Consider the following 25376-nt stretch of genomic DNA (forward strand, 5'->3'; position numbering starts at 1 on the left):
AAAATCATATTAACAATGCATTAAATACACTGTTAATGTGCACTTTTTAACCATTAAAAAAATGGTGTATTTTCACTCCTTCTCCAACACCTTAAATGGGATATGGGAGTAGTCTCTATGCTCTTTTAAAAATTCCAAGGCTTCTTTTTTTACCTGTACGAGATTGACACCTTGGGCATGTGCCCCATAAACACAGCCACAGTAACACTGGCGATAAATATCATATTCTTCACACATCTGAACCGATCGCTGGTAACCACCATTTTTCTTGAAATCACTCGGAAGATATTGGGTATCGTACAGCTTCTGCACCTCAATTCCAACAGCATTGATGGTTTGCGCATTCTTATGTGGACTAATTGTCAATGCCGAACCAAAGTAGTCAAAACCAAGTTCAACCGCCTTTTCAGCGGTCTTGTCCAAACGATAATCATAACATACCTTGCAACGGTCTCCACCCTCTGGCTCATTAGCCAGATGCTGGGTTTTTTTGAAAAATTCCTGAGGGCTATAGTCAGCTTCCAAATAACCCACAGTTTGACCCGTTTTCTGGTTGAAATCACTGACAAACTGTGCAGTCACAGCTGCTCGCCGTTGGTATTCCGCCTTTGGATGAATATTGGAATTGGCAAAATAGATAGTAACATCCGCATATTGTGTCAAATATTCCAGTGTATAGGTAGAACATGGTGCACAACAAACATGCATGAGAATCTTGGGACGAATTCCAGATGACTGCCATGAAGCTGCCATTTTCTGAAAAACCTTGTCATAATTGACCTTTTGATTTGGCGATAATTGAGTTAAAATCTCTTCAACTGTTATCATATAACCTCACAATCATCCTTTCTTTCACTTCCAGCCAACCAAGAGCACACCTTCAATGGTAATTTCAGTCAACTGCTTTAAGTCCAGCCTAGACTGGTCCACTTGGAAAAAGAGGGGGGTCATATCTGCCAATACTTGAGCATGATCGACAGAAATCGACAGGGTACGACTGACAAAGACCTCTTCAACCTGTCCCACATAAGCCTTAAAATGCTCCACTATATCACGGTTATCATAGGACTCCTTGCGGAGTTGGTCTTTGGCTAAATGGCGGAGCTCCTTGAGGTGATTGGGGCCTGGGACCAGTTTGAGAATAGCCCCACCAACTTTCAATACTCTGGCAAACTCCTGATAATTGGCTGGGGAAAAGATGTCCAAGATGCCGTCAATGGTCTTGTCTTGAATCGGTAACTTGGTCAAGTCTCCGACAAACCATTTGACTGACTTGGTACTGTCAGATCTGGCTGCTAGGAGTATGGAATCCTTAGAAATATCAAAAGCAAGAATGTCCAAGTCCATTTTCTCGGCTAATTTGCGGGAATAAAAGCCCTCTCCACAGCCGATGTCCAAGACTGACTGCAAACCCAGCTCTGCTATTTTCCCCTCCAAAGCCTCGTAGAGATGATCGTAATAGCCTGCCTCTAAAAAGGCCTGGCGATTTTCAAAGCTAGACTTGTGGTAGTTGGCAGACTGCTTGACCTGGGGTGCCAGATTGACGTAGCCCTGCTTGGCGATGTCGAAGGTATGGCGGTTGGGGCAGCGGAGGCTGTTGAGGTCAAGACCAAGAGCCTGCCCACAATGTGGACAGGCGAAAAATTGGTCGCTATTGCTAAAACGTGGATGTTTGGTCATGTTAGGTATTTTCTTTTCTAAAGCGGTGCAGGGCTAGTCCTGATAGGAGCGTGGCAATGGCTCCTGTAAAAACTAGCAAGTAGCCAATTGGGAGCAGGTAGAAGTTTTCATGCAGGATGCCGTTGGCATCGACATATTCGACGGAATTGGCCTTGATGAGAAAGCAGACTAGGCCTAAAACCATGAGAAAGCTTCCGATAATGGTAATGGTCAGGTGCATCTGGGTACGACGGCCTTCGCGACCGTCCTTGACTAGTTTTTCTGTCATGTTGTTCATGTCAGTTCCTCCTAAGATAAGTTGATCTAGGGAGATTGAAAAGACAGAGGACATGAGAATCAAGAGTTCCAAATCGGGTAGGTTTTTGTCATTTTCCCAGTTGGAAACAGCCTACCACGTCACATTGAGTTTGAGGGCAAACTGTTCCTGAGTCAAACCATTTTTCTTGCGTAAGTCTTTGATTTGTTGTCCAAAGTTCACTTCCTTCTCCTTTCAGGACCTGGCTTGCAGGCCCTGACTTTATCTTAGCTTGTCGGTCGATCTTTGCCAAGAAAGGCTGGCTTGCAAATAACATTTTTGACCGCAAGGTCATATTGCGGCAGACTTTTTCCAGCGCAAGTCCTGCTTGCAAGCCTGTCCTATCAAGGTATTAGGTTAGTATCAACTTCCTGTCAACCTAGCCAAGCTGTTCCGATAAGTCTTCCCATTCTTCCATGAGGCTATCTTGTTGGTTTGTCAGTTGGTCAATTTCTTTTTGATAATCGGTCAACGAACCAATGTCATTGGTTTCTAGCATGGCTTGGTTGAGCTCACTCAAGCGGTTCTCAATAGTCTCGATTTCTACCTCGATTTGCTCGATGCGGCGGGCCAATTTGCGTTGCTCTTTTAGATTTTCCTTTTGGGCTTGGTAATCCATGGCTCCGGTTGATTGGTTAGCCGTTTCTATCTGTTCAGGCAGGGCTTCTGCTTCCAGCTCTGCCTTTTTCTCCAAATAATAATCATAGTCGCCCAAATAGAGCGTGGAGCCAGTTTCCGAGATTTCCAGTACCTTGGTGGCGACGCGGTTGATGAAATAGCGGTCGTGGCTGACAAAAAGCAGGGTGCCATCAAAGTCGATGAGGGCATTTTCCAAGACCTCTTTGCTGTCGATATCCAAGTGGTTGGTCGGCTCATCAAGGATGAGGAAGTTGTTGTTTTCCATGGACAGCTTGGCGAGGAGCAGGCGGGCTTTTTCCCCACCAGACAGCATGGAGACGGACTTTTTGACATCATCACCTGAGAAGAGAAAGGCTCCAAGGCGGTTGCGGATTTCCACTTCAGGTGTGGTCGGAAAGGCTGACCAGAGCTCCTCCAAGACCGTGTTGGAGGGCGTCAGTGCCGACTGGGTCTGGTCATAGTAGCCCACTTCCACATTGGCACCTAGCTTGGCTTCCCCTTTGATAAATGGCAGAGCTCCGATGATGGATTTGAGCAGGGTTGTTTTTCCGATTCCATTGGGACCAACTATAGCAATGGCATCCAGCTTTCGTTGGTCAATGGAAATAGGCTGAGAGAGAATGTCTCCATCGTAACCCACCGCAGCATTTTCCACTGTCAAGACGATATTGCCAGAAGTCTTGTCCGACTGGAAAGTCATGTTGGCAGACTTCTGACCAGTTGTTGGCTTGTCCAGTCGCTCTATCTTCTCCAACTGCTTGCGTCTAGCTTGGGCACGCTTGGTGGTCGAAGCACGGACAATATTTTTTTGGACAAAGTCTTCTAACTTGGCAATTTCCTTTTGTTGTTTCTCATAGTTTTGCAACTCGGTCTGCAGCTTCTGTTCTTTGAGCTCAACAAACTGAGAATAATTGCCCACATAGCGATCCAAGGAATGCTTGGTCAAATCCAGAGTGACCGTTGCTACCTTATCTAAGAAATAGCGGTCATGGCTGACAATGATCAAGGCTCCTTTGTAATGTACTAGGTAGTTTTCCAGCCAGGCAATCGTGTCAATGTCCAGATGGTTGGTTGGCTCATCCAGCACCAATAATTCCGGGTTTTCAAGCAACATTTTTGCCAGTGCAAGACGAGTATTCTGCCCACCAGAGAGCTCAGAGATTTTCATATCCCACATGGTCTGGTCAAACTTAAAACCATTCAAAATAGCACGGATGTCTGCCTCATAGTTAAAGCCACCAGCCAGACGAAATTCTTCCGACAGACTATCATAGGTCTTCATCAGCTGGTCGAGTTCATTGCCAGACAGACTGCCCATTTGCTCTTCCATACCACGTAGACGTTTTTCTGTCGTCCGCAAGTCGTCAAAGACATGGAGCATTTCATCGTAAATGGTATTTTCCGACTGGAATCGACTGTCCTGCGCCAGATAAGAAAGGGATAAATCCCGTTTGGTAGAAATCTCACCGCTAGTCGCTGCTTCTTCTCCGACAAGGATTTTTAGCAAGGTGGACTTGCCTGCGCCATTTTTTCCGACAAGGGCAATCCGATCCCGTTCATCTACTTGAATGTTGATATTGTTAAATAAAACTTCGCCCGCAAAAGAGCGCTCAATCTTGTTTCCGCTTAGAATAATCATAGCAATATTGTACCATAATTTAGGGTAACAGTGCGGAATCCTTTTTCTGATTTCAACAAAAAACAGCGACTTTTCAGTTGCTGTTTTTCATGTGATTTTCACATTTTCTAACCTAAGCCATTCAGTAGTTCCTTATTCTGCCAAAGCAGGTAAAGTCCACCAACAATAATGATGACCATGATCATAAACTTAATCAAGCCTTTCACAAATCGAATGATGACTAGCAGTATCATCGAGACAATCAACCATCCCCATGCAGAGGAATTCAATAATGATTCCATTCCAGCAAGGCTGTTCCCCGCCAAATCACGCACCGGGGCAGGAATTTTTTCCACCCAGTCCGATGATACACCCAATTGATTCATAATTGACTGCCCACTTGTCTTCAGCCATGCAAAAATGCCGGCATTATAGAGAAATAGTAGAGCTTGCTCAGGATATCGCTTTAATAAATTGCGAAACATGTTAAGATAGACTCCTTTATTTATTTTATGATTCAATTATCAGTCAATACGTAGTATAAAGCTGGACAACTGCATCAATATCTGCCTGCTGAATACCATGATTGGAACCCGCTGACTCCATGACAGATGTCTGATTATCTTCATGGTCTAGACCAATCGCGTGTCCTAATTCGTGTTCAGCTGTGTGAACAATCCGATCCATATCATAACCATATTGTTCATTTAACAAATAATAACTATTTAAGCGAACCGTTACTGAACTATAATAATTCGTAAGTAAGTTCGTTGTTGAATTGGCTTCGCCTGCTGCCTGCGTATTTCCATCATTCATCTCAGTTGCGATAATATCGGCCTGACTCGGATCAGTCGTCACAACAAATGTGAAGGTACCCGTGGCATTCCAATTTGCAATAGCCGTCTGATAGGCAGCAACAAATGTTGGATTCTGGGTTTCGATATAAATGGTCGCAGTATTACTTTCCCAACGGCCATGATCGGCTGTATTCACCGTATCAGTTGTGAGGTGTTTAATGGTATCAACACCTTCTTCTAAAGATACCTCTGATTGTCCATTGACCATCAATTGAACTTCTTGTGCCAATGTTTGAAGCATTTGAGGGGCCGCATCTTTTTGAAAATAGAACAGCAATCCCAAACCACAGGTGATGACCACCATTGATAACCAAACTAAGCCCCAAAACGTTCGCCAAATCCACCAAATAATACTTTTAATAATATTCATAAACTATACCTCTACCTGGAAATAGGCTTCAGTATAGCTAAATTTTCTAAATCTTTTCTTAAAACTTAAGATAATCTTTCTTCTAATTCAAAATCAATTGGTAACCAGGATAAAACCTTTTCAATCTGCTGGTTCCAATAATACCATTCGTGTTTGCCAGGACCAACACTTGCTTCAATATCCAAACCCGCATTTTTTAAAGCATCAACCGCCTTTTGATGGCCATCAAAGAGAAAATCTTCTTCCCCACACCAGACATAGAACTTTGTTTTTTTATCCGATTGTTTGACCATTTCTAGCAAGCTATTTGGATTTTTTGTGTCAGAAATATCCCCAAAGACTCCCTGCCAGTAGGCCATATTTCCCAAGGACGCTGAGGCGGGATTGTCAAAATCAAACTGGAGAGCTCCTGACAAGGATGCTGCGTAAGAAAAACGATTTGTCCCCAGTGCCAATTTAAAAGCACCATAACCACCCATTGACAAACCAGCTATAAAGTTCTTTTCGCGCTGATTAGACATATTTGGGAAGAAGCGTTTCAAAATCTGAGGCAATTCAATCGCAAAGGCGTCATAGTAATTCATACCATAAGTAGTATTGGTATACCAGCCCTTATCTGTATTGACCATAACAACAATGAGATTGGTATAGCGAACCAGTCGTTCAATTGTCGACCGATTGAGCCAAGAGTCGTGGTTCCCTCCCATTCCATGTAGGAGATACAAAACAGGAATGTCTTTATCATCTGGATTTTCAACCCGATTCCGGTCTGGATAAAGGACATTGACCTGCCTAGACATATCCAATACTTCCGAGTGATATTCTATTTTCATAATAGCCATATATTTCTCCTTATTGGAAAGAGCCTGAGTTATCCTCGGCTCTTCACAAATTTATTAATCTCATTTAACTTCCATAATCACTGGCAAAATAGCTGGGCGACGTTTAGTCTGTTCAAATAGGAATTTAGCGAGGTCATCGCGAACAGCAGTTTTCAACTCTGTCCAGTCAAAACTATCTTTTGTAAAGTAATTTTCAACTGTTGCATTCACTAACTCTGAGGACTCACGCAAGATATCCTTACTCTTCTTGACATAGACAAATCCTCGGGTATTGACTTTAGCCTTAGAAATAATTTTCTTTTCACGACGATTGACTGTGATAGCTACAATAAAGATGCCATCTTCAGAGAGAATTTTACGATCACGCAGAACAATATTTCCAACATCACCGATTGCATTACCATCAATCATCACATCACCAGAAGGTACGGCACCATTGTGAACAAAGTCTCCATCTTCGAAGGACATCACATCACCGCGTTTGACGATAATAATATTCTCTGGGTACATACCGATTTCAAGAGCAGCTTTTGCATGAGCCTCCAATTGACGGTATTCCCCTTGGATTGGGAAAAGATATTTAGGCTTCATGATATTCATCATCAATTGAAGATCTCTAGAATTCCCATGACCTGACACGCGCAATTTCTTCGCAATGGATTGTACAACACCACCAGCTTTGTACACTAAGTTTTCAACACGGGCTACCACCGCTTCTTTTGAAATACTTGGAGTCGTAACAATATACACTAGATCTCCATCCTTGATTTCAACATACCTGTGTCTACCGATAGCCATTTTTCTCAAGCCATTCAAAGGCTCACCCATACGACCTGTTTCAAGAATAATGAGCTCATGGTCCTCATACTTCGCAATGTCTTTCGGCTTCACAAGTAGTTTTTCACTGACAAGATGCAACTTCTTCAGTTGAATAGCTGTACGGACAATGTTCTCTACGTCATGACCCGTTAAGACAATACGGCGACCTGTTTTTTCCGCAGCATCAAAAATTTGTTGGATACGGACAATATTGCTGGCAACTGCTGCAACAATGATACGACCATCCCAATCGGCAATTGTATTGAGAATTTCTTCCCTTGCTTCATGCATACTTGCACCCTGTTCACTGCTGTCTGCATTGGCAGAATCAGACAAGAGCGCTAAAACTCCCTCATTACCAATCTCAGCTAAGCGACTAAAATCAGTCTTGTAGAATTTATCTGCCGCCTGGTCAAATTTAAAATCACCAGTATAGACAATATTGCCTTGATCCGTTTTAATCACCACTCCCAAGCTTTCAGGAATGGAGTGAGTTGTTTGGAAGAAAGAAACAACCGAATCCCCAAAATCTATTTCAGTCTTCTCATTGATTACATGAAAATCATTGAATTTTTTCGTTGCATTATTATTTTTAACAATCAATTTTGCTAATTCAATCGTCAAATGCGAACCAAATACCGGCACCTTCACTTTTTCCAGAAGGTATGGAAGCGCCCCGATAGCATCCGCATGACCATGCGATAAAAAGACTCCTGCTACTCGGTGCTTATTTTCTTCCAAATATTCAAAGTTCGGAACGACAACATCCACACCAAGTTGTTCATTTTCTGGATACTTTGCACCCGCATCCAAAACAAATATATGCTCATTTACTTCGGCAATATAGAGGTTTTTCCCATTTTCCCGAACACCACCAAGAGCCATAATTTTAATTGTGCTCATCTTTACTCCTTTTGGACATCCCACAGGTGTCCATTTTATTTTTCTTACCAACGGTCCTTGGGAGTTCCAAGTCGAATTACAGTCTGCTATATCCGAATTTCCATTTTTTATGAAATGAGTTTGAAAAATCCATCATCATCAAAACTATTTCTAAATCCATATTTCTATATAGCTATCGTTTCTATTATACATTTTTTCAAGAAAATTTACAAAAACTCCGCTGAAAATCAACGAAGTTCCTATAAATAAATTTGTAACAAAATCACTTTTGTCTCCATTTGATGACGTCCATGCGAACCAAGTCCATAAACATTCTTACAAAATTGAAAAACTAACTATTTCATACTTCATCACAATTCAACGATATGGACTGAAAAACCAATTTCCTCAACAAAACGTAAAACATCCTTAGTCTTGACAAAAATTGTTTTGGTATTCACATTTGGATGAAAAGTTAGTATGGGTTGAGCTAAAATTTCTTTGTCAAAATAGACTTGAATATCCTTTTCAATATTATGCAACAAACCAAAAATAGAGACCACTCCAGCTGGCAAATGCATCTTTTCCATCAAACTATCACTAGAAGCCATCCGAATACGATTGGCTCCAACCAAATCACGAAAGTGCTTCATATCTAACTGTTTCTGGTCATCCATGATCAACAAATAGAAAGCTGTTTTCTTTTTGTTTGTCAGAAACATAGACTTGGTGCGAACTCCTTCTAATCCTTCAATAAAGCGATCCGCATCTTCTGTGGTCAAAGCAGCTGGGTGCTCAATAAACTCGTAATCAATTCCTAATTCTGCCAGTTTATTAAAAACAAGGTTTTCCATGACGCCACCTCTCTATGTATAATCGAATGAATTAGCTTTCAGACAAGGTACTAAGATGCAGGTAGCTAGAACAGCCTAGTGGGCTGTTCTAGGTTAGAAGTAAGACTTGCGAAACAAGTCACTTTAGTAGAGTACAGCAAGCCGAAAGTGACGACGTATCAAAGCTAATTCAAATGACTGATATTATTATAAGTATAGTATACTTCATTTTTTACATCACTCAAAGGAAAAGAAAAGCCTGGATTGCTCCAGACTTTAGGACCTGTATTCACAAGTGAAATGCTTTGAGTTAAGTCTAGTTTTTTTGCTAAAACTAGACTTAGAAGTACTGAACTATGACTACAGGTTCTTAATCAAACAACTTATAATAATCTTCCAGTTTCATCTTAGATTTTTCTTCAGCAGTCTGATCCTGAATAATCTGACCATTTTTCATGACAATCAATCGATTGCCGTGACGCAAAGCATCTTCCATCTGATGAGTTACCATAAGCGCAGTCATTCCCTTAGTCGCAATCAATTCATCTGTTAACTGCATCAAGGATTGACTGGTTTTGGGGTCAAGTGCAGCAGTATGCTCATCCAATAACAATAATTCTGGTTGTTTCAAACTCGCCATCAAAAGACTCAATGCCTGACGTTGACCACCTGATAAAAGCCCCGCTGGCGTTTCCAAATGTTTTTCCAAACCATTTCCAACTCGCGGTAAGAGTTGAGCAAATTCCTCTATCTGTTGAGATAATTTACGTGGTACCAAACCCCGTCCCTCGCCACGGTATTTTGCGATGAGCAGGTTTTCAGCCACCGTCATACGAGGAGCTGTTCCCATTTTCGGATCTTGAAAGACACGAGCCAAGTATTTTGCCCGCTTCTCTGCAGGCCAATTGCTCACATCCTCACCAAGAATATGAACTGAACCACTGGTCAAGGGCAAGGTTCCTGCAATGACATTAAAAAGTGTTGACTTTCCAGCTCCATTACCACCTAAAATTGTAATAAAATCCCCTTGGTAGATGGTCAGATTTACCTTATCTAAGATGACACGCTCTTCATTAAATCCATTGGTCACTACTTTAGTAGCATTTTTTAATTCTACAATTGCTTTCATCTTGACAAACTAGCTCCTTTCAACACTTTATTTTTCAACTCGGGAACCATGAGACAGATTGCCAAAATCATAGCAGAGAAGATACGAAGGTAGCTAGTATTGATTCCTAGTGAAATAACACCGAGAATTAAGAATTGATAAAAGATAGCTCCTACAGCAATGGCCAATAATCGCTCCAGCATGGTCAGATTTCCATATAGAACTTCACCTATGATGAGACTAGCCATTCCGACCACAATGACACCAATACCGCGAGAAACATCCGCATAGCCTTCCTGTTGTGCAATTAAGGCTCCAGCAAGAGCAATAATCCCGTTTGAAAGTACTAAACCGAGCAATTCCATTCTGCTGGTGTGGATACCAAAACTACGCGCCATATCTGGATTGTCCCCTGTCGCGATAAAAGCTTGTCCAAGTTTTGTATATAGGAAGAACATCAAAGCTGCAATCACTAAGGCAACACTTCCCAAACCTAACAACAAGCTATTGACCTGATCAGAAAAAGGAAGTAAATCTTGTAAACGATTCGTATTCAACAAGCCCAAATTAGCACGACCCATGATAAATAATATAACAGAATGGCAGGAGGACATCACTAATATACCAGCCAAAAGCGTGGGGATTTTCCCCTTGGTATATAGCAAGCCCGTAACTAATCCTGCCATGCACCCTGCCAAAACAGCTGCCAAAGTTGCCAAAACAGGATGAACTCCCTGAGTGAGCAAGGTAACAGCAACTGCTCCTCCTAGAGGAAAAGAGCCTTCGGTCGTCATATCTGGAAAATTCAATATTCTAAACGTGACGAATATTCCTAAACCAAGTACAGCCCATAAAAGAGCTTGTGAAACTGTTGATACAATCATAACTATCCTTTGTTTTATTCAATAACTTTACTTGCCTGATTGATCACATCATCTGACAAGGTAATTCCTAATTCTTTAGCAACTTTTTGGTTAACGACAACGGTTCCTTCATTAAAAATTTGTACAGGTGTATCCGCTGGATTCGCACCATCAAGAATTTTTGCAGCCATTTTACCAGTTGCAACACCCAAATCATATTGACTGAGGGTAACAGATGCGATACCACCGCCTTCGACCATGTCTGCTACGCTTGTGAAAATCGGCGTTTTGCTTTTATTCGCCACAGAAACAACTGTTGAAAATGCAGATGCAACCGTATTATCTACTGGGGTAAAGAGGGCGTCTACCTTGCTGCTTGCCACCTCCACAGTAGAAGCCAATTCATTGCTTGATGCAACTGCATATTCAAGAACTGTATAGCCAGCCTCTTCTGCTGCTGCCTTAAATTCAGCAACTTGAATTTTTGAATTGTCTTCGTTTGAGGAGTAAAGAACACCGATTGTTTTTGCATCTGGTGTAATTTCTTTAATCAGAGAAACAGTATCTGCTACTGGTGTTTGGTCAGATACCCCTGTAATATTTCCATCAGGATTTTTCAAGTCAGTTACCAAGTTAGCCCCAACAGGATCTGTTACAGCCCCCATGATGATAGGTAATTCTGTCGTAGCGTTTGCTAATCCCTGTGCAGCAGGTGTCGCAATACCAATCAATAGCTCATTGCCATTGTCCACCAATTTTTTACTCATGGTTTGAACCTGTGACTGATCACCTTCTGCATTCATAAAATCAATAGAGAGATTCTCAGTTGTTGTATAGCCACCTTCTTCAAGTCCTGCTTTGATTCCCTTGTAAATTTCGTCTAGTGAATCATGCGTCACAAATTGGAGGACCCCAATTTTAACTTTTTCTGTGCTATTCGTTGAATTGTTCTGTTCTTTTTGCGTCAAAAACAAGGCAGCAACCACCATCACAGTAAGGGCAATAATTGTAGCAAGTAAATTCTTATTTTTCATCATATCTAATTCTCCTTTTTAATAAACAAATCCTACATCATCAGTATACTATTCCACCATCGCCATCGTTTCATCATGATTACCTCGTTTTGTTAATAATTGTCAAAGTAGATTGCTTTTAGATAAGGAACGGAGGCGCAGACATAACTCAAGTTAGGCAAGCCGAACGTGACACAATATAAAAGCACTCTACGAAGACAATGGAAAAGCCCCCGCAGGAAAAACCAACCTGCGAGGGCGTCAATGACACGGTGCCACCTCACTTATGGGAATTGTATAGAATCCTCCCATATCTCATCTCCTCTAACAAGGAGTTGCACTGTAAGGTGTGCGGACCGAACTATCATTGTTTTAAGTTCATTTGCGTGACTGTTTTGGCTGAGTACTTTGTTAGCTCTCCTTGCTATACCGCCAGTATAAGCTGCGTCGACCTGCCTCGTACTCAGCCAAAACAGTCTACGCAAAGTATGCTATGCCAAACAATCATTTGTGCACCCAAGTCTGAATACAGACAATTCTGCACATCAGCCCATTTCATAAAACTCCGCCACCCGTTCTCAGTACCACAGGCTCCCTGAAGACTTCTGCTTTACTACTTCTTCTGATTAAAAAAATTATACGGCATCAAAAAGTCTTTGTCAAGGCTTTTGATTAAATTTTCTGAAAATTTTTCTTCCGGCTACGTGCTGAGTCTCATCAAAATATCTATAAAATATGATATACTAGACTGAGTTATAGCGATTAGAAAGAGGAAAACCATGTCTTTTGACGGATTTTTTTTACATCACATGACGGCTGAGTTAAGGGCCAATTTAGAAGGTGGGCGGATTCAGAAAATCAACCAGCCCTTTGAACAGGAAATTGTTCTGAACATCCGAAGCAACCGCCAGAGCCATAAATTGCTCTTGTCTGCACATTCCGTTTTTGGCCGTGTCCAGCTCACTCAAACAGAATTTACAAATCCTAAGGTGCCTAATACCTTTACCATGATTCTGAGGAAGTATTTACAAGGTGCGGTTATCGAGGAAATTAAACAGTTAGAAAACGATCGCATCTTAGAGTTTTCGGTGTCCAACAAAGATGAGATTGGAGACCATATCCAAGCTACCTTGATCGTAGAAATTATGGGGAAACATAGCAATATTATCTTGGTAGATAAGTCTGAACAGAAGATTATCGAGGCTATCAAGCATGTCGGTTTCTCGCAAAATTCCTACCGAACTATCTTGCCTGGTTCCACCTACATTCGACCACCGAAGACGCATTCTCTCAATCCTTACACGGTATCTGACGAGAAATTATTTGAAATCTTATCGACTCAGGAACTGAGTCCAAAAAATCTCCAACAGGCCTTTCAAGGTTTGGGTCGGGACACGGCTTCTGAACTGGCCAGTCATTTGCAGACAGACCGCCTGAAGAACTTCCGTGCCTTTTTTGACCAGGCTGCACAGCCTAGCCTGACAGACAAGTCCTATGCTGCTCTGCCATTTGCCAATAGCCCTGAAAACCAGCCACACTTTGAGAGCCTGAGCAGTCTGCTGGACTTCTACTATCAGGACAAGGCGGAGCGGGATCGGGTGGCCCAACAGGCCAATGAGCTGATCAAGCGGGTGGCCAGTGAGTTAGAGAAGAATCGCAAGAAGCTGGTCAAGCAGGAGCAGGAATTGGCGGATACGGAGACGGCGGAGTTGGTGCGGCAAAAGGGTGAGCTCCTGACCACCTATCTGCATCAGGTGCCCAACGACCAGCCGAGTGTGTGCTTAGACAACTACTATACGGGCCAGGAGCTGGAAATTGAGTTGGACGTGGCTCTCACTCCTAGCCAAAATGCCCAGCGGTATTTCAAGAAATACCAGAAACTCAAGGAGGCAGTCAAGCACCTGACCAACTTAATTGAGGAAACAAAGGCGACTATTGTCTACCTGGAGTCCGTTGATACCATGCTGGGACAGGCTAGTTTGGCAGAAATCGACGAAATCCGTGAGGAGTTGATTGAAACAGGCTACCTCAAACGCCGTCATCGTGAGAAAATCCATAAGCGTCAGAAACCGGAACGTTACTTGGCAACGGACGGGAAGACCATTATTCTGGTCGGGAAAAATAACCTGCAAAATGATGAATTGACCTTCAAAATGGCTAAAAAGGGCGAACTCTGGTTCCACGCCAAAGACATTCCAGGTAGCCACGTGGTCATCACAGACAACTTGGACCCAAGTGACGAAGTCAAGACAGATGCGGCTGAACTGGCTGCCTACTTCTCCAAGGCTAGACATTCCAACTTGGTTCAAGTCGATATGATTGAAGCCAAGAAACTGCATAAGCCAACAGGTGGCAAGCCAGGTTTTGTGACCTACCGCGGTCAGAAAACCCTCCGAGTCACCCCAACAGAAGAAAAAATAAAGACCATGAAAATCAATTGATTTTCATGGTTCTTTTCTAGGCTCTATAATTTCTGTAGTGGGTAAAACCACCGTGGAGATTATGGAGCCTTTTTGAGTATAGAAAAAAAGTCCCATATGACCTATAATGAAAAGTGCTCAAACTATCATTTTAGAAAGACTCATATGGAACAACTAAATCTTATCACAAATTTTCTCAGAATTAAAGACAAAAATATCACTATCACTGATGAATATGATATGGGAACTCACTTAGAACTCCACGGTTACTTGGATTACATGGCTCCTAAATGCCCAAAATGCAAGGGACAAATGGCTAAGTACGACTACCAGAAAGCATCAAAAATTCCCTACCTAGAAACCGCTGGTTATCCACTCCTTATCCGCCTTAAAAAGCGTCGTTTCAAGTGTAAAGAATGTGGGAAAATGGCGGTCGCTGAAACTCCTCTTGTTAAGAAAAACCATCAAATATCTGTCGCTGTTAACCAGAAAATTGCCCAATTACTCATCGAAAATCAAGCAATGACACATATCGCACACAGGCTAGCTATCTCAACATCATCAGTTATGAGAAAGCTCAATGAGTTCAAGTTTGAAACGGATTGGAATACCCTACCTGAGGTGATGAGTTGGGACGAGTATGCCTTCAAGAAGGGGAAAATGAGCTTCATCGCTCAAGATTTCAACTCCCTAAATGTCATCGCCATTCTCGACGGAAGAACTCAAGCAACCATCCGAAACCACTTTCTACGCTATCCTAGAAAGGTTAGAAATCAGGTCAAAGTGATTACCATGGATATGTTTAGTCCCTATTATCAACTTGCTAAACAGCTTTTTCCGAATGCAAAAATCGTACTAGACCGCTTTCATATTGTTCAACACCTTAGCCGGGCTATGAACCGTGTCCGTATTCAAATTATGAATCAATTCGACAGAACATCGCAGGAATACCGAGTCTTGAAACGCTACTGGAAATTGATACAACAAGATAGCCGTAAACTCAGCGATAAACGATTTTATCGCCCTATGTTTCGAATGCATTTGACTAACAAGGAAATCCTAGAAAAACTCCTGTCTTTCTCCAAGGAACTACGACAGCACTATGAACTCTATCAATTGCTCTTATTCCATTTCCAAGAGAAGAACTCAGACCATTTCTTTGACCTCATCGAACAGGAAGTAGCCACTGTTAATCTTATTTTTCAGACGGTATTTAAGACATTTCTAAAGGATAAAGACAAGGTTTTAAACGCCATGGAATTGCCTTATTCCAACGCCAAACTGGAAGCTACCAATAATCTCATCAAAGTCATTAAAAGAAATGCCTTTGGTTTCAGGAACTTTGAAAATTTTAAAAAACGGATTTTGATTGCTTTGAACATAAAGAAAGAGAGAACGAAGTTCGTCCTCTCTAGGTGTTAGCTTTTCATCTACCCACTACAGTTGACAAAGAGCCCTTTTCTATACCCATTTTTTGGAAAGTGAACAGTCATTGTGGTGCCTTGACCTAGTTGACTAGATACTTGGACACTTGCACCATGAACCTGTAAGGCATGTTTCACTATTGAAAGTCCGAGGCCTGTCCCCCCCACTTGTTTTGAACGACTTTTATCCACACGATAAAAACGTTCAAAAATACGTTCCTGATCAGCTTGCGAAATACCAATGCCGGTATCTCGAACCTCTAGATTAATGTGTTCTTGATCTTGATATAGATCAATTGTGACCTGACCACCATCTCTATTATATTTGATGGCATTGTCACACAAATTATACACAATGGATTGTATGAGAGCGGGATTGCCGGTAAAATCAACCTCATCCCCATCAAATTGAATTGAGATCCCTCGCTGATCTGCTTTTTCTTGTAGACTAGCAACCACCTGTTGGATCACTCCTTTGAAGTGGATCGGTTCTTTACTGATTGTCCGCCCCTCGTCTAGTTGCGTCAATTGAAGAATATCTTCAACCAATTGGATCATCCGCTGTGACTCTTGATAAATTTTTTCAGAAAATAATTGTACATTTTCAGGAGAAACCACATTAGCCCTGAGAATTTCAGAATAGCCTGATAAAATATGCAAAGGCGTCCGCAATTCGTGTGATACCGTTGCTGTGAATTCTCTCCGTAACTTATCAAGATAATATTGTTCAGTCACATCAAAAAATAGAAAAACTGCTCCGGATTGGAGTTTGTCTGTCAAAATAGGTCTGGCAATAACCTTGTACTGACTATCTTTTATTTCACAAATGGACTCCACTTTTTGCCCATTCAAAACGGTATCCATCAGACTTTTCAGGCCAAGATTCCGTTGAAAGAAAGGCAAGGATTGGCCAAAATCATCAGATTGAAAATCAAGTAGTTGGCTGGCTGCTCCATTGTAACTAACCAAATGCCCCTTGGCATCCACAATAACCATTCCTTCTCTTATCTTGGAGATAATGGTGTCAAACTCATCTTGCTTTTGTTGCAATAAGGTTTCTTTTTCAGCAAGTTGTGATTGATGGTAATCCAGACGTTTCAGCAAAGGGTGGAGTTCCGCGTAGACTTCATTGTCTAATGGTTTATCCAAATCAATTGCTTCTAAAGGTGCAAGTAGTTTTTTTGAGGTTAGTCTTGCTAGGAGGATTGCTGCAAAAACAGAAATCAAAAATAGTAGACTAACCCATGGTGCTAGATTCCATAATAAAACAACAATCGTTTTCTGTGCGATAGCTAAGCGAATCACTGTACCATCATTTAAGCGTTGAGAAGTATAGAGCAATCGCTGGGTTAAAGTGGCTGATTGTCGAATACTCTCACCATAACCAGTTTCGAGTGCTTCCACCACTTCTTCACGATTGCTGTGGTTGTCTAATTGTTTGACATCTTTTTCAGAATCATAAAGCACTTGACCGTCATGTGCAATCCAGGTAACACGCAAATCTTGCAAATCAATTTGATCCAGATAGGTCTGTCCATCCTCCTCAACTGCTTGTGTAATGAGACTGGTTTGGAGCCTTAATTGATCTAACTGTGAATTTGTAAAGTAGTGATATAAATACCCTAAGATAAGGATAATGGTACCTAAGAAGATGGACATCGAAGACAGCAAAACTGTTCGAAAAATTTTCTTAGTCATCTTCTTCCTCCAGTTGGTAACCAACACCTCTAACAGTCTTTATGTACCCACCTGCACTCCCCAGTTTCTGACGTAAGGTTCCAACATGCACATCAACTGTACGGGTTTCTCCGAGAAAGTCCTGTCCCCAAACCCTGTCCAATAATTCTTGACGACTAAATACTTTCTGAGGTGCTTTTAGGAGCAAATGGAGCAATTCAAACTCCTTCAATGTCAGTTCAACTTTCCGATTTCTAACCGATACTTTATGTCGCTCTACATCCATCTGTATATCGCCAAAGCAACAAAGATCCGATGGTTGATTTCGCTGACTTCGCCGTAAAACAGCCTTAATACGTGAAATCATTTCCATCATTCCAAAGGGTTTGACCAGGTAATCATCAGCACCAAGATCCAGGCTTTGAACCTTATCGATTTCCGTTCCTCTAGCCGTTGCCATCACAACAGGGAGATCGCGTGTGTAGGACTGACTTCTTAGTTCCTGTAAAATGGAAATTCCATCCTGCCCTGGCATCATTACATCTAATAAAACCAAGTCTGGTAATTCTTGTTCAATGACTGGCCAAAAAGCTTCAGCATCAGCAAAACCTCTAGCCTCAAAACCAGCGGTCTTGAGGCTATAGATCATTAATTCACGAATGGCATCATCATCTTCAACACAGTAGATCATTTATTTTACCCTTCTAATTGACCTGTGATAGCGTAATGAACCCATTTAGCGATATTTACAGCGTGATCCCCAATGCGTTCTAAATACTTAGCAATCATCAACAAGTCAATGGCCTGGTCCCCATTTGCAGAATGGTTCCCTAAATAATTGGCTAGTTTTTCTTTTATTGTACCAAAATATTGGTCAACTGTATCGTCTTTTTCAATCACTTCATGTGCTAATCGATCGCTTTCCTTTACAAAGGCATCCAAACTACCAACAACCATCTGGGTAACCTGCTCTGCCATTTTTTTAACCAAAGGAATTTCATCCACCAAATCAATTGTGTTACGGCTGATTAGATCCGCAATTTCAGAGGATTGGGCTCCGATTCGTTTCATATCATACACCATTTTTAGGGCTGAGGAAACAGTTCGTAGGTCTCTAGCAACTGGCTGTTGGCGCAAGAGCAATTTGATACAGCGTGCTTCGATATCTCGCTCTAACTCCTCAATTTGCAGGTAGGTTTGTTGAATACGCTCTTGATCAAGACTTTCAGGACCATTGAGCCCATCGAGTGAACGGTTGATAATCTCTTCGCAGAGGGCACCCATAAAGACCATATCTTTTTGCAAATCTTCTAACTGACTTTCGAATCGTGACCGCATTAGCCAAACCTCCCTGTAATGTAGTCTTCTGTACGTGGATCTTCAGGCATACTGAAGAGAGCGCTGGTTTTATTGCATTCCACAACTTCTCCCAACAAGAAGAAAGCTGTTTGGTCTGAAACCCTCAAAGCCTGCTGCATGTTGTGCGTCACCATGATAATGGTATAATCTTTTTTCAATTCCAGCACCAATTCTTCAATTTTAGCTGTGGAAATTGGGTCAAGAGCACTTGTTGGTTCATCCATCAACAAAACTTCTGGCTCAATAGCAAGTGCACGCGCAATGCAGAGACGTTGCTGCTGGCCACCAGACAAACCTAAAGCCGACTTGTTAAGACGATCTTTTACCTCATCCCAGATAGCTGCTTGACGCAATGATTTTTCAACAATTTTATCCAACTCTAATTTATTGTGAATTCCGTGAGTTCGAGGACCGTAAGCCACGTTATCATAAATGCTCATCGGGAAAGGATTTGGTTTCTGGAAAACCATTCCCACTTTTTTACGAAGTACTGTTGTTTTCATGTCCGTATAAATATCTTCCTGGTCCAATAATACTTTACCAGTGATACGGCAATTTTTCACTAAATCGTTCATCCGGTTCAGGCTTTTCAAGAGGGTTGACTTACCACAACCAGATGGGCCAATGAAGGCAGTGATTTGATTACTTGGAATATCCAAGTTGATATTTTTTAAGGCTTGAAATTCTCCATAGTACAGATCCAAGTCCTGAATGCTAAATTTACTCATGCTTATTTCTTCCTAATTTATTTGCAATCCATTCGGATAAAAGGTTCATCACGATAACGAGAATCAAGAGAATAACTGCTGTAGCGTAGGTTTGATTGACATAGATACCTTCGCCAGAAATCAAGTACATATGTACAGCCAATGTTCGTCCTGAACTCGTTAAACTCTTAGCAACTTCCGCCACTGTACCTGCAGTGAAGATAAGAGCTGCAGACTCACCAATCACACGCCCCAAGGCCAAAACAACACCTGAAAAGATACCAGGCAAGGCTGATGGTAGAACAACTTGAAAAATTGTACGTAACTTTCCAGCCCCGAGCGCGAAACTACCTTCACGATACCCATCTTCAACTGATAATAAAGCTTCTTCTGTTGTACGCATTATCAAAGGTAAAATCATAATACTTAACGTCGCCGCACCAGCAATAATCGATAAGCCTAGATTTAAAAATTTTACAAAGAAGAGCGCTCCAAATAATCCATAAATAATAGAGGGGATTCCGGATAAGGTTTCTGTTGCCAGCCGAACAACTGTGACAAGTGGATTACCTGACTTAGCATATTCCGTTAGGTAAACAGAAGCACCGATACCAATGGGTAGGGCAATCAACAAGGCTAAAATAGCCATTAAAATCGTATTTAGTAAGGCTGGTAACATTGAAACATTTTCACTATTATAGGTCCAGGAAAATAATTCTGGTCTAAGAAAAGGAATCCCTTTCAGTAAAATATAGCCCACAATAAATACGGTTGCTAATCCAGCAAGGCTAGCAGATAGATAGACTACCAGTCTCAAAAAGAGGGACAAGCGGTCATCACTATCTTGTTTCTTAAAAAATGACACTACTTAGTCCTCCTTTTTATATAAGAGATAGAAAGCCAAATTGATGATTAAAATAAATACAAACAAGATGACTGCCGTACCAATCAAGGCTTCACGATGTAAATCAGTTGAATATCCCATTTCCATTACGATGTTTGTTGTCAATGTCCGTACACCTGATGTAATGGAAGTTGGAATCAACGCTTGGTTACCGGCTACCATAATGACAGCCATTGTTTCCCCCATAGCACGACCCAAACCTAAAATGACGCTGGCTAAAATACCTCTACGTGCTGCAGGTAGAACGACGAAAAAAATACTCCGTTCATGCGATGCACCTAAAGCAAGCCCACCTTGATAATAAGATTCTGGAACAGCACGTAGCGATGCTTCGGATATACTGATAATGGTTGGCAAAATCATGATGCCCAAGAGTATTGATGCCGTCAACACTCCCATACCGTGCCCACCAACATAATTCCGAACAAATGGCACTAAAACTACCAAACCGAAGAATCCATATACAACTGAGGGAATTCCTGCCATCAAACTAACTGCTCGTTTAAAAATGGGGTACCATTTTTCCTTACAAAAGAAAGCAAGAAAGAGTGCTGTTAAGATACCAATTGGAACCCCAATCAGTAAGGCACCAAAAGTAACATAAACAGACCCAATAATCATTGGCAAAATACCAAAAATTTGATTAGAAGGTCTCCACTCTAGACCAAATAGAAAATTGCCCCAGCCAATTTCTTGAATAGCTGGTAAACCTGCCGAAAATAGAAAGGCACAAATAAAAATAACTGATAAAACGGAAATGCAGGCAGCCAGAAAAAAGACTGCTTGCATACCGGTTTCTCTGAATTGACGCATGAAACTCCCCTTAGTTTGAAGTAAAGGCTGACCACTTAGTTTCTTTACCAGTAAAGATGTCCTGTACTTCTTGACTTGTTAATCCATTAATTGGATTATCCTTGTTCACAATCACTGCAATACCATCGATAGCAATAGCTGTTGCTGATACACCAGCTGACGTTTCAGAATCTTTTAATTCACGTGAAGCCATACCGATGTCTGCACTACCTTCAATAGCGTTTGTAACACCTGTCGATGAATCACTTTGCTGAACTTCAACAGTTACACCAGCATTCACTTTTTGATATGCTTCTTTCAGTTTTTCCATTACTGGGTTGACTGAACTAGAACCTGAAACAGTTACCTTTCCTGAAGTAACACTAGCCTTGTATTCACCTTGAGCATCGACAGGAATATAGCCAGCTTTCTCAACTACTGCTTGACCTTCTGTACTTAAAATGAAATTGATAAAGTCTTGAGCTGTTTCTGAGACACTTGCCTGTGTAACAATATTGAAAGGGCGGGCAATTTTGTATTCACCAGATTTGATGGTATCAACACTTGCAGCAACGCCATCAATCTCAAGTGTTTTACTATTTCCATCCAAGGCACCGAGTGAAGCATAACCGATTGCAGTATTGTCCCCCGCTACAGTTTGTAACATAACAGCTGTTGAATTTGTTACAATAGCTTGATTTGTTGTGTTATCAACTTTTTCACCATTTGCATCTTTGGTTTCTACTCCAAACAATTCAATAAAGGCACCGCGAGTTCCTGAACCTTCTTCACGCGAAACTACCGTGATTGGTTGATCAGCTGTATCAGTTGAAGATTGTCCACAAGCAGCAAGAAGACCCAAACTAGCCAAACCTACTGCAGCAATTTTTGCAAAACGAAATGTGTGTTTCATAGATAACTCCTTTTCTTTATGAACACATTTTACAAATTCTTTATCAAATATATTGCCTATTTTTTGTAAAGTTTTTGTAAAATTGCAAGAAAACATAAAAAAGAGAGTAGTTCCAATAAGAAACTTCTCTCTTTTTAAGCTCAATTGCTAAATCTATTCTGCCTTATCAATATCTTCTCTAACTTCCTTAGCATTGAACTTAGCGAAAAGATACTGGCGGTCTTGGATTGGAAAACGCTGGTCTAGTTGATCTACTGGTCCCACTTCAACCATTCCTTCTGAAATAACATAATCCATAACATGACCACCGAAGGCCAAATCATCCGAAATAAAATGCAAATGATAGCCAGCCACACTGACACCATGGAAAATCTCTGGCGTCCAAATACCAACAATGGTACCTGAAATATTCTCAGCGGTATACTCAGGCTGGCGACTTGCCACCTCCGCAAACCGGACATCAGAAGCCGACTTTGGAATCATACGCACATGCATATGCGAAAACGTTCCTTTTATTTTGATGGAACGAAAGAGATTTTCACCATCATAATATGACTCAATCCGCTGATGCAATTCATCGCTAGTCATTTCAAAGCGTTGCTTGAAAATGACTTCTGCTTCGTGAAAAATAACCGCTGCATAGGGAACTTTCATATCAGCAGGAACTTCAACCACTTCTGGTTTTTCCCCTGCTCCCTTGGCCTGATAGGCCTTTCCATCTAAAACAATCAGCTCTCCATCAATGGAATCCAGGGTTCCCAATCCCAAATCACCATGTTCCAACAATTCACCAACTGTTAAAGAACCGCCATACAGCCCCGCCATCAAGGCACCTAAGGTATTGTATTGAAATAATCGATTTACTTGCATAACCTACTCTTCATTCAAAAATTCTTGCATGGCCAAATCGTCCGGCACCAATTGGATATACCGACTAGCTTGCTCTTTTGCCTCATCCAAACGACCAAGTTGGCGCAACACTTCTATATAATCAGCCAAAAATTCTGGGTTCTCAACTAGATCAAGGGCCAATTCATCATACAATTGAATAGCCGCATCATCCTGCTCCAGTGCTTGGTAGGCTTTTGCAATATTCCATCGGGCTAAGACATTCTCAACCTCTTCATCGAATAAAGCCACAACCTCTTCAAATCGTTCCTGCTCAAGATACAAATTAGACAAGCGCAAAGCGAGCTCATTCCCATCATCAGCCACCTCTTTTGCTCGGAGCAGATAGTCTTCTGCTCTCGCCTCATCATGTAATTCATAGGCATACTGAGAAGCTTGAAGTAAGAGATTGGCATCAAAATCATTTTTCGCCAGCCCTTTTTCCGTCATAGCCAAGGCTTCATCAATCTTATGCTCGGCATGAAGCGACTGAGCATAGGCATACTCGTAGCCATCAAAATCAGGATTAATCGTATCCAGTTGCTTAAAGTAGAGATTTGCCTTCTGGTATTCTTCACTTTCAAATAGCAGAGCAGCCAATTCAAAAACAGTTTGGTCATCGTACTCCAACTCAACAGCTTTTTCCAAAAATTCAATGGCCGCTTCAAATTTGCCTAAACTGGCATAGGCAATACCAATTCTCTGATAGGTAGAAACTCCAGTTAGTTCATAGATGTCACGATTGTCTAGTTGTGCATAATAAGAAATGGCCTCGTCAAACAATTCCAATTCCATATCCAATTCAGCCAATCCAAAAAGAATAATCGGCTCATCGGACAAGTAACTTGCTTCCAACATTTTTTCACGCGCAACATCAGATAATCCCTCAGCCTGATACAAATCAGCCTTGACCAACAAAGCCTCCACATAAACAGGACTATCCTCTGGAATTTCCTCCAAATAGGCAAATGCTTCTTCAACCAAACCATCTTCAAAGGCAATTTGAGCCAAATTCAGGCCTACTTCAGGAAAATCATCTTTCACTTGTGCATAGATTTGACTAGCCTGTGGGAAAAAACCAATTCCCTCCAAATATTCCGCTAGAGACAACAAAGTCTCAACATCATCTTCAGCCAATGCTCGTTTAAAATACTTATTGGCTTTCTCTAAATCCTGCTGACTGATACAAGCCACCATTTTTTCACTATTGTTCATTCTTTACCTCATTAGATTCCTCATTATATAAAGCACTATGTTCTTTGTACCATTCAAAGATTGCTTTCACCAAAACCTTGATAGAAGCATAAATTGGAATCCCTAATAGCACCCCAAGCACACCGTACATTTGACCAGCAGTTAGGAGTACAAACAAAATAGTTATCGGGTGAATACTGAGTGAGCTACCAATAATAAGTGGAGTCACAAAACGACCCTCTATGGTCTGTTCAATCATAAAGACAACCAAGACCTTAATCAACATGATTGGACCTGCAATCAAACCTAAAATAATCGCTGGAATCATGGCTAAGAATGATCCCAAATACGGAATTAAATTAAGGAATCCAGCCATCACCCCTAAGGTTATAGGGTAACTAAGCCCAATAATGGAAAACATGACAGAGAACATAATCGCAACGATGATCGCAACCGTAACCTGACCTCGAACATAATTTGATAACTGACTATTTACATCGGATAAAACTGTTCCAATTGGGTCCCTCCACTTAGTCGGTAAATATTGAGTGATATGTTTATTCAAATATTGCCCGTCTCGTAAAAGATAGAAGAGAATAAATGGCATAATCAGTACAGCTACAACAATCTGCGAAGCTGTCGAGATTAAGTTACTTGCCCAGTTAACAGCACTTGAAGAAAATTTCTGCGCAAAAGTCACTATTTGATCATTCACTTTATTTAAGACTTCCAATGCAGTTGGTCTGAATTGTTCAAATCGCTGATCTTGTAATAAGCCCGTGATTCGACTCTCAATTTTCTGAATATTAGTTGGCAAGTTTTGAGCAAAAGAGGTTGCCTGCTCCTGAATACTTGGAATAGCAACTGCTAGGCCCCAAACGATGAGCAACACAATCAATACAAAAAGGATTGAAATTCCAATTGTACGAGAAATCTTGTGCTTTTCCATCCAGTCAACCATTGGATTTAATAAATAATATAAGAGTCCTGTCAGGATCATCGGTAAAAGTAATATTTGTAAAAAACTACCAATTGGCGTGAATAAAAAGCTAATCTTACTAAACACGAAAATAGTTAAAAAAGTCAATAGGGTCACTAACAAAATGGTGACACCCTGATTATTTAAAAACCAACGAAAAAACCAGCTTAGAGTAAATTTTTGATCTTTGTCGTCCACAATGCTCACTCCCTTCTTTTTTATCTATTGTAACATTTCAATAGGAATTTTGTAATAATCAACTACAGAATTTATGCGACTTTATCAGAAAAAAGTGGTATA

At 41.2% G+C, this 25376-nt stretch carries 23 protein-coding genes and 1 pseudogene; 2 read left to right on the forward strand and 22 right to left on the reverse strand.

Annotated elements, in window-relative coordinates:
- Nucleotides 1–72 precede the first annotated feature (72 nt).
- The 12 genes and pseudogenes from L6410_RS06775 to trpX form a co-directional block, all read right to left on the reverse strand.
- On the reverse strand, nucleotides 73–828 hold the full coding sequence (locus L6410_RS06775) for an epoxyqueuosine reductase QueH (RefSeq protein WP_172017702.1): 756 nt from the start codon (nucleotides 826–828) through the stop codon (nucleotides 73–75).
- Between the two features lie 24 nt (nucleotides 829–852).
- Entirely contained in the window at nucleotides 853–1680 is an 828-nt protein-coding gene (locus L6410_RS06780; protein WP_172025195.1) for a putative RNA methyltransferase, read from the reverse strand.
- 1 nt (nucleotide 1681) lies between these two features.
- A pseudogene (locus tag L6410_RS06785) lies at nucleotides 1682–2158 on the reverse strand (DUF3955 domain-containing protein).
- 196 nt (nucleotides 2159–2354) lie between these two features.
- Nucleotides 2355–4253, reverse strand: a complete 1899-nt coding sequence (locus L6410_RS06790; RefSeq protein WP_237395175.1) for an ABC-F family ATP-binding cassette domain-containing protein — start codon at nucleotides 4251–4253, stop codon at nucleotides 2355–2357.
- 107 nt (nucleotides 4254–4360) lie between these two features.
- Entirely contained in the window at nucleotides 4361–4717 is a 357-nt protein-coding gene (locus L6410_RS06795; protein WP_024391915.1) for a hypothetical protein, read from the reverse strand.
- 43 nt (nucleotides 4718–4760) lie between these two features.
- On the reverse strand, nucleotides 4761–5459 hold the full coding sequence (locus L6410_RS06800; RefSeq protein ID WP_237395176.1) for a M57 family metalloprotease: 699 nt from the start codon (nucleotides 5457–5459) through the stop codon (nucleotides 4761–4763).
- Between the two features lie 65 nt (nucleotides 5460–5524).
- Nucleotides 5525–6301 carry an alpha/beta hydrolase gene (locus L6410_RS06805; protein WP_237395177.1) on the reverse strand — a complete coding sequence of 259 codons (777 nt, stop codon included), beginning with the start codon at nucleotides 6299–6301 and terminating at the stop codon, nucleotides 5525–5527.
- Nucleotides 6302–6361: 60 nt separating this feature from the next.
- Nucleotides 6362–8023 (reverse strand): ribonuclease J, encoded by a 1662-nt coding sequence (locus L6410_RS06810; RefSeq protein ID WP_237395178.1) that lies wholly within the window; start codon nucleotides 8021–8023, stop codon nucleotides 6362–6364.
- Nucleotides 8024–8373: 350 nt separating this feature from the next.
- Entirely contained in the window at nucleotides 8374–8856 is a 483-nt protein-coding gene (locus L6410_RS06815) for a prolyl-tRNA synthetase associated domain-containing protein (protein ID WP_237395179.1), read from the reverse strand.
- Nucleotides 8857–9205: 349 nt separating this feature from the next.
- Nucleotides 9206–9964, reverse strand: coding sequence for an ABC transporter ATP-binding protein (locus L6410_RS06820; RefSeq protein WP_237395180.1), 759 nt, complete (start codon nucleotides 9962–9964; stop codon nucleotides 9206–9208).
- Nucleotides 9961–10827, reverse strand: a complete 867-nt coding sequence (locus L6410_RS06825; RefSeq protein ID WP_024391921.1) for an ABC transporter permease — start codon at nucleotides 10825–10827, stop codon at nucleotides 9961–9963. Before L6410_RS06825 ends, L6410_RS06820 begins: the two co-directional genes overlap by 4 nt.
- A 14-nt stretch (nucleotides 10828–10841) precedes the next feature.
- Nucleotides 10842–11840 carry a tryptophan ABC transporter substrate-binding protein gene (gene trpX / locus L6410_RS06830; RefSeq protein ID WP_272877468.1) on the reverse strand — a complete coding sequence of 333 codons (999 nt, stop codon included), beginning with the start codon at nucleotides 11838–11840 and terminating at the stop codon, nucleotides 10842–10844.
- A 758-nt stretch (nucleotides 11841–12598) separates the two neighbouring features.
- Between trpX and L6410_RS06835 the strand changes: the two genes are divergently transcribed.
- Together L6410_RS06835 and L6410_RS06840 are read left to right on the forward strand one after the other, a co-directional pair.
- A complete protein-coding gene (locus tag L6410_RS06835) occupies nucleotides 12599–14260 on the forward strand; it encodes an Rqc2 family fibronectin-binding protein (protein WP_237395182.1) in 1662 nt (553 codons plus the stop codon).
- A gap of 144 nt (nucleotides 14261–14404) precedes the next feature.
- Entirely contained in the window at nucleotides 14405–15661 is a 1257-nt protein-coding gene (locus tag L6410_RS06840; RefSeq protein ID WP_237395183.1) for an ISL3 family transposase, read from the forward strand.
- Nucleotides 15662–15669: 8 nt separating this feature from the next.
- Here L6410_RS06840 and L6410_RS06845 read toward each other — a convergent pair whose 3' ends face one another.
- The 10 genes from L6410_RS06845 to L6410_RS06890 form a co-directional block, all read right to left on the reverse strand.
- On the reverse strand, nucleotides 15670–17361 hold the full coding sequence (locus L6410_RS06845; RefSeq protein ID WP_237395184.1) for a sensor histidine kinase: 1692 nt from the start codon (nucleotides 17359–17361) through the stop codon (nucleotides 15670–15672).
- A complete protein-coding gene (locus L6410_RS06850; protein ID WP_024391925.1) occupies nucleotides 17354–18031 on the reverse strand; it encodes a winged helix-turn-helix domain-containing protein in 678 nt (225 codons plus the stop codon). Before L6410_RS06850 ends, L6410_RS06845 begins: the two co-directional genes overlap by 8 nt.
- Nucleotides 18032–18036: 5 nt before the next feature.
- On the reverse strand, nucleotides 18037–18678 hold the full coding sequence (gene phoU / locus L6410_RS06855) for a phosphate signaling complex protein PhoU (protein WP_024397407.1): 642 nt from the start codon (nucleotides 18676–18678) through the stop codon (nucleotides 18037–18039).
- Nucleotides 18678–19427 (reverse strand): phosphate ABC transporter ATP-binding protein PstB, encoded by a 750-nt coding sequence (gene pstB, locus L6410_RS06860; protein WP_023370886.1) that lies wholly within the window; start codon nucleotides 19425–19427, stop codon nucleotides 18678–18680. The genes phoU and pstB overlap by 1 nt, the downstream gene beginning before the upstream one ends.
- Entirely contained in the window at nucleotides 19420–20271 is an 852-nt protein-coding gene (gene pstA / locus L6410_RS06865) for a phosphate ABC transporter permease PstA (protein WP_023370888.1), read from the reverse strand. Before pstA ends, pstB begins: the two co-directional genes overlap by 8 nt.
- Nucleotides 20272–20274: 3 nt before the next feature.
- Nucleotides 20275–21123: a phosphate ABC transporter permease subunit PstC gene (gene pstC / locus L6410_RS06870; protein ID WP_160863816.1), complete on the reverse strand. Its 849-nt coding sequence runs from the start codon at nucleotides 21121–21123 to the stop codon at nucleotides 20275–20277.
- A 10-nt stretch (nucleotides 21124–21133) separates the two neighbouring features.
- Entirely contained in the window at nucleotides 21134–22015 is an 882-nt protein-coding gene (locus L6410_RS06875) for a substrate-binding domain-containing protein (protein ID WP_237395185.1), read from the reverse strand.
- A gap of 153 nt (nucleotides 22016–22168) precedes the next feature.
- A complete protein-coding gene (budA, locus tag L6410_RS06880; protein ID WP_024391929.1) occupies nucleotides 22169–22885 on the reverse strand; it encodes an acetolactate decarboxylase in 717 nt (238 codons plus the stop codon).
- 3 nt (nucleotides 22886–22888) lie between these two features.
- Nucleotides 22889–24118 (reverse strand): tetratricopeptide repeat protein, encoded by a 1230-nt coding sequence (locus L6410_RS06885; protein WP_024391930.1) that lies wholly within the window; start codon nucleotides 24116–24118, stop codon nucleotides 22889–22891.
- Nucleotides 24108–25274, reverse strand: a complete 1167-nt coding sequence (locus L6410_RS06890) for an AI-2E family transporter (protein ID WP_024397410.1) — start codon at nucleotides 25272–25274, stop codon at nucleotides 24108–24110. The genes L6410_RS06885 and L6410_RS06890 overlap by 11 nt, the downstream gene beginning before the upstream one ends.
- Between the last annotated feature and the right edge of the window lie 102 nt (nucleotides 25275–25376).

Source organism: Streptococcus parasuis (assembly GCF_021654455.1).
Lineage (GTDB): Bacteria > Bacillota > Bacilli > Lactobacillales > Streptococcaceae > Streptococcus > Streptococcus parasuis.

Coding starts and splice junctions, on each gene's coding strand:
- L6410_RS06795 (WP_024391915.1), bottom strand. CDS start 4,717: ATGTTTCGCAATTTATTAAAGCGATATCCTGAGCAAGCTCTACTATTT.
- L6410_RS06805 (WP_237395177.1), bottom strand. CDS start 6,301: ATGGCTATTATGAAAATAGAATATCACTCGGAAGTATTGGATATGTCT.
- L6410_RS06850 (WP_024391925.1), bottom strand. CDS start 18,031: ATGATCTACTGTGTTGAAGATGATGATGCCATTCGTGAATTAATGATC.
- L6410_RS06810 (WP_237395178.1), bottom strand. CDS start 8,023: ATGAGCACAATTAAAATTATGGCTCTTGGTGGTGTTCGGGAAAATGGG.
- L6410_RS06790 (WP_237395175.1), bottom strand. CDS start 4,253: ATGATTATTCTAAGCGGAAACAAGATTGAGCGCTCTTTTGCGGGCGAA.
- L6410_RS06800 (WP_237395176.1), bottom strand. CDS start 5,459: ATGAATATTATTAAAAGTATTATTTGGTGGATTTGGCGAACGTTTTGG.
- L6410_RS06885 (WP_024391930.1), bottom strand. CDS start 24,118: ATGAACAATAGTGAAAAAATGGTGGCTTGTATCAGTCAGCAGGATTTA.
- budA (WP_024391929.1), bottom strand. CDS start 22,885: ATGCAAGTAAATCGATTATTTCAATACAATACCTTAGGTGCCTTGATG.
- L6410_RS06815 (WP_237395179.1), bottom strand. CDS start 8,856: ATGGAAAACCTTGTTTTTAATAAACTGGCAGAATTAGGAATTGATTAC.
- L6410_RS06845 (WP_237395184.1), bottom strand. CDS start 17,361: ATGACTAAGAAAATTTTTCGAACAGTTTTGCTGTCTTCGATGTCCATC.
- L6410_RS06835 (WP_237395182.1), top strand. CDS start 12,599: ATGTCTTTTGACGGATTTTTTTTACATCACATGACGGCTGAGTTAAGG.
- L6410_RS06875 (WP_237395185.1), bottom strand. CDS start 22,015: ATGAAACACACATTTCGTTTTGCAAAAATTGCTGCAGTAGGTTTGGCT.
- L6410_RS06775 (WP_172017702.1), bottom strand. CDS start 828: ATGATAACAGTTGAAGAGATTTTAACTCAATTATCGCCAAATCAAAAG.
- trpX (WP_272877468.1), bottom strand. CDS start 11,840: ATGAAAAATAAGAATTTACTTGCTACAATTATTGCCCTTACTGTGATG.
- L6410_RS06780 (WP_172025195.1), bottom strand. CDS start 1,680: ATGACCAAACATCCACGTTTTAGCAATAGCGACCAATTTTTCGCCTGT.
- L6410_RS06840 (WP_237395183.1), top strand. CDS start 14,405: ATGGAACAACTAAATCTTATCACAAATTTTCTCAGAATTAAAGACAAA.
- phoU (WP_024397407.1), bottom strand. CDS start 18,678: ATGCGGTCACGATTCGAAAGTCAGTTAGAAGATTTGCAAAAAGATATG.
- pstB (WP_023370886.1), bottom strand. CDS start 19,427: ATGAGTAAATTTAGCATTCAGGACTTGGATCTGTACTATGGAGAATTT.
- L6410_RS06820 (WP_237395180.1), bottom strand. CDS start 9,964: ATGAAAGCAATTGTAGAATTAAAAAATGCTACTAAAGTAGTGACCAAT.
- L6410_RS06825 (WP_024391921.1), bottom strand. CDS start 10,827: ATGATTGTATCAACAGTTTCACAAGCTCTTTTATGGGCTGTACTTGGT.
- pstC (WP_160863816.1), bottom strand. CDS start 21,123: ATGCGTCAATTCAGAGAAACCGGTATGCAAGCAGTCTTTTTTCTGGCT.